The sequence below is a fragment of the Terriglobales bacterium genome (genome assembly GCA_035651655.1).
In the GTDB taxonomy this organism is placed as follows: Bacteria; Acidobacteriota; Terriglobia; order Terriglobales; family Acidobacteriaceae; genus DASRFG01.
In genome coordinates, this window is the sequence record DASRFG010000021.1 from 1 (window position 1) to 4,543 (window position 4,543).

The 4,543-nt window shown below is 54.5% G+C and carries 3 protein-coding genes; all 3 read right to left on the reverse strand.

Features of this window, described 5'->3' with window-relative positions:
- On the reverse strand, window positions 1–591 hold a 591-nt coding region (locus VFA76_08390; GenBank protein HZR31857.1), incomplete at its 3' end, for a twin-arginine translocation signal domain-containing protein.
- 80 nt (window positions 592–671) lie between these two features.
- Window positions 672–4,229, reverse strand: a complete 3,558-nt coding sequence (locus VFA76_08395; GenBank protein HZR31858.1) for a carboxypeptidase regulatory-like domain-containing protein — start codon at window positions 4,227–4,229, stop codon at window positions 672–674.
- A gap of 145 nt (window positions 4,230–4,374) precedes the next feature.
- On the reverse strand, window positions 4,375–4,539 hold the full coding sequence (locus tag VFA76_08400; GenBank protein ID HZR31859.1) for a LuxR C-terminal-related transcriptional regulator: 165 nt from the start codon (window positions 4,537–4,539) through the stop codon (window positions 4,375–4,377).
- Between the last annotated feature and the right edge of the window lie 4 nt (window positions 4,540–4,543).

Consider the following 4,543-nt stretch of genomic DNA (forward strand, 5'->3'; position numbering starts at 1 on the left):
CAGCATCGATTTGTTCGCTTTCATCCATCCCGGAGGGCTCCACGGGGAAGAAAACAGGAACAGGTCGGGATTCACCTTTCGCGCCTCGCGCAGAATGGGCAGCACATAAGCGCGGTCATGCTCAATAGAAAATCGCTTCAGTTCAGGATCTACGTCGCCATCGTTATAGCTGAAAACTTCGGTGGAGTAGTCGCTGGAGCCAATACAAGTGCGACAGACAGTCAATCCCATCTCGGAAGGATGAAACAGAGTATGAAAAAGCTCCGCGCGCGCTTCGGGGGACAACTGATTCAACATGTAACAGGAAGCGTCCGTGAAGGCGGCTCCGAAGCCGAGCATTTCCTGGTACTGCTTGCCGGGGTTCAGAGAGATGGCATCGTTAGTGGCCGATGAAGATGCGGCATGCCAGGAGACGCGGGAGACCTGCGCCGCCTGATGCGTGTCGTCGGTCACCCAGACCGAGATTTGAGAAGGGTTCGTCTTGCCGCTTTGCCCGGCTAGAGATCGCGCAAGGGGGGCCGGCTCCGCCAGTGCGGCGGCGCCCAGAGCGGACATCGCCAGGAAATTTCGCCGTGAGTATGGGCCCGACATTTTCTCTCCTGTGCGAATTTATCCACCGTGATCGTGGGAGAGCAGCCCGCGGCCGCAGCCGCGGGCCGCAAATCATCGGACTAGAAGTAAAACTTAGCTGCGAGCTGAATGACACGTGGGCCACCGACGCCGGCGTATGTATCTGTCCATTGGCCCCAGTTATCGGGCTTCGAAATGGCCAATGAGTCAGATGGCTGCCATTGAAACGGGAAGTGATCGACATTCACGCTGTAGTTCTTGTCATTAAAATTCGGATGGTTGAAAACGTTGAACGCTTCCAGACGGAGTTGTAGATACCGTTCCTCTCTGCCGAGTGGAATGTTCTTGAACAAGGACATGTCCCAGTTCTGCATTCCACCCGTGCGGAGAATGTCACGCGATCCCCGGATGGGCAGTCCAACAGACGGAAGAATCGGGTTCTTGTTCTGATCGAGCGCGTAGAAGTATGGAATGGCGCCCCACATATTGGAGCCGTCCAGAGCTCCTGATTCGAACGACCAATAATTGCTGGTGTCTATTGGCGTTCCGGTCATAAATTGCGTGACACCGCTGAGCTGGTAATTATCGGTAATGTACGACAGCCACTTTGGGCCACCAAAGTGCTTGGTTACATTGGGTAAGTCATAGACATAATTGGCAGCAAATACGTGGGTGCGATCCCAGCCCGCCGCACGATAGTCGAGCAGGGGGAAGAACGTATTGACGGTGTCCTGGTCAGTATTCGCGGTCGTCAAGGCCTTCGACCACGTATACACCGCTCCGAAGGTGAAGCCTTTGCTGAACCGCCGCTGAATTGAGGTTTGCAGCGAGTTGTAGTTCGACGTGCCGTCAAACTTCAGGTACGAAATCTGGTCGTATCCTTTAAAGGGAACGAGCGGAGCATTCGTGTAAGCAGGCCTTCCATACGCGTACGCGCCGCTGAAGTTCAGGCCAGCGGCCGCGTAGATGGGGTTCAGGTTGGGTTCGACGGCGGGAACGGTACCACCAAAGTTCGCGGGATCCTGTGCAGCTCTGGTGAACGCCGTACCGTACGGAATTGCATTAATGTCACGCGAGGTCACCAAATGGCGTGACAAGGTGCCTACGTACGCTACGTCCAGGGTGGTGCTGCGGGCCAATTCGTGTTGAACCCCTAAACTAAAACTGTACACAGTCGGCACCTTACCGCTCCGTTCCGCGCCGAGAATACCCCCCAGAACTCCACTTCCAAAGGAGGACTGCAAGCTCGGCAGATCGGCGATGTTGCCAGCTGCTACCTGAGCTGTGCGTACTAGCGCGGGATTATTAAAGACGGTATTGAAGATCAGATTTCCTTGCGTTCGGTCGTGTAACATGCCGGCCCCGCCACGCAAGACCGTCTTATGGCTCGCAAACACGTCATAGGCGAAGCCTAAGCGTGGTTCAGGCATAATGCCGCGGCTATTCCAACCGCCGTCTGGAAGTTGGCCGTTCTTCGCGAATCTCATGCCGTTTAAAGGATCACCGCTGCCCGGGACTATGCTGCCACTGCTGGGATCAATCGTGACAGCATTGGCTGGGTTGTAAGCCGATGGATCGAAAAGTGCGACCTGGTTTTCTGCGTCGTATTGCGGCGGAATCCAAGCAAAGCGCATACCGTAATCGAAGGTAAGGCGGGGTGTCATTTTCCACGTGTCTTGTACATAAAATTCGAGCTGGTTGTAACGAAACTTACCCAGGGGACGCGCGGTAGATTGACTAAAGCTTTGGAACTCTCCCAATAAAGCGCTGGCCAATGGGTCACCCAGGGTGCAAGAGACTCCTGCCGGGCAGGTGCCTCCACTGGTCGGACCCAGGCCGAAATTAAACTGCCCGTTGATATTGCCCCAGGCAATCTGGTCCTTTCGATTCCTCTGGTAGAACATCCCCATTTTGATGGTGTGCGAGTTGCGGACCCACGTAAGGTTGTCGTTCACGTTGATGGTGGTATTGGCCTGGTGCCAAGGAGTACCCCCGAAGTACCCGCCTCCGAAATTGACGTTTGGAAGATCGTTGAAATATAGGTCCGGTATGGTTTGCGAGGGATAAAGCAGCGGCAGGCTGATGCCATTCTTGGCGAGGGAGATGTTGCCATTGGTCCCATCTGCCGTTGAAAGAGTGTGACTAGGGCCGACGGAAAACTCGTTCAACAGCGTTGGGCGAATGGTGCTGACCAGGTTAACCGAGAGATTCCAGCCAGGATGCCTCTGCGTGCAGCCACCCGGGAAGTTGATGGAGGAAGAACAAGCAAATATGCCGAAAGGACCTGGAAACGGAACAAACGGGGAGGTATCGGTCTCCGCGTTGTGAATCCACCTTCCAAACAGGCGATTCTTGTCGTTGATCTGGTAATCGATCCTAAGAATATCTTCCCGCCGCGGAGCGTTGCCGGAGAGTGCTTGCGAGAAATTGTAGTTCTGGCCATTGACACCGAAGCCGCTTACGTTGGGTAGTGGATAAAGATTCAGGATATTTTGTACTTGGGTAAAGATCGCCTGCTGTGCCGGCGAAAGTTGTGTGGGGTCGATCTTATTGTTCGTGATTCCTGGGCCGGCAATTACAATCGGGTTGCCGTTGCCGTCGATTGATTGTGAGAAATCGCCCTGCCGCTCCAATTGAGTTGGTGTGTAAAAAGTTGAAGTCCCACCGATAGGAATTAATTGCCGATAGAATTCCTGGCTCCAAAATACGAAAAGTGTGTTCTTTCGAATCGGGCCACCAATTTGGTATCCAATGTCGTTGTAGCGGTACAGAGCGGGGTCGTTGTGAGGAGTTGTCTCAAGCAGTTGGTTCTTCTTATGGAACCACTCGTTAGCGTTCAAACTTTCGTGGCGGTGGAAAAATCGCGCATTGCCATGCCAATCGTTAGTGCCGCCCTTGCTGACGATCGCCACCTGTCCGCCAGCGGCCTTGCCAAACTCAGCTTGATAGTTAGAGGTCAGCACTTTCACTTCCTGAATGGCGTCCGGATTAAAGGTGACGTGCGTGCCGCCGTTGTTCCCGGTGTCAACGTTTGACGCCCCATCAATGGTGTATTCATGCTGATTCGCACGCGTGCCGTTGATGTTGAACGCATCAATTCCCCCTGTCCCGGAAACGGCACCGTTGAATCCGCTGATCACACCCGGGATCAGCTTCATGTAGTCCAGCACATTCCTGCCGTTCATTGCGACGTCGTTAAGCTGTTTGCCGGTAATAAGATCGGAGCGCTCGCCGGAGTTGGACTGCAATTGGAGTTCGCCAGTATCGGCGGTGACGCTGACCGATTCTGTAGTGGTTCCGACTGCGAGTACGAGTTGGCCCGCGTTCAGCCTATCCGCCGCACTTAAGACTACTCCAGTCTTTTCGAGTTTCTTGAACCCCGGAGCTTCGACGCTGATCGTATATGTGCCGGGTAGCAGATTCGGGACGATGAAGGTTCCCGCCTCGGATGTCGTCATAGTACGCGTCAAACCGGTTGCGGGATTCGTCACCGTCACGGTCGCGTTACTGAGCATGGCGCCGCTCGGGTCCGTGACGGTGCCAAACATTGTGCCGGACGTGACCTGGGCGAGAGCACAGATGCAGAACAGGGACAGCACGCTCCCCAGCAGTATCAGGCGACGGGCAACGTTGTGGACACGATCAAGCGGGCGGGACATAGGCTCCTCCTGGAAGAGTTCGACGGACTGCAGGCGATCAAGCATTTTATGAGACGAGCGGAGACAATTCTGCTATGCAATCAGGTGGATGCACCATACTTCTTTTGTATAGGGGCACTACTTATGACAATTGGTAGTTTACCGCCTACTCGAGAGAAATAATTCCGCGGTGGAGTGCCGCGGTAGCGGCTTCGGTTCGATCCCTTACATTGAGTTTCTCGAGGACATGGCTGACATGTAGCTTGACCGTGACCTCGGCGATGTTCAGCGCGGCCGCGATTTCTTTGTTTCCAAGGCCCTTGGCCACCATGCGC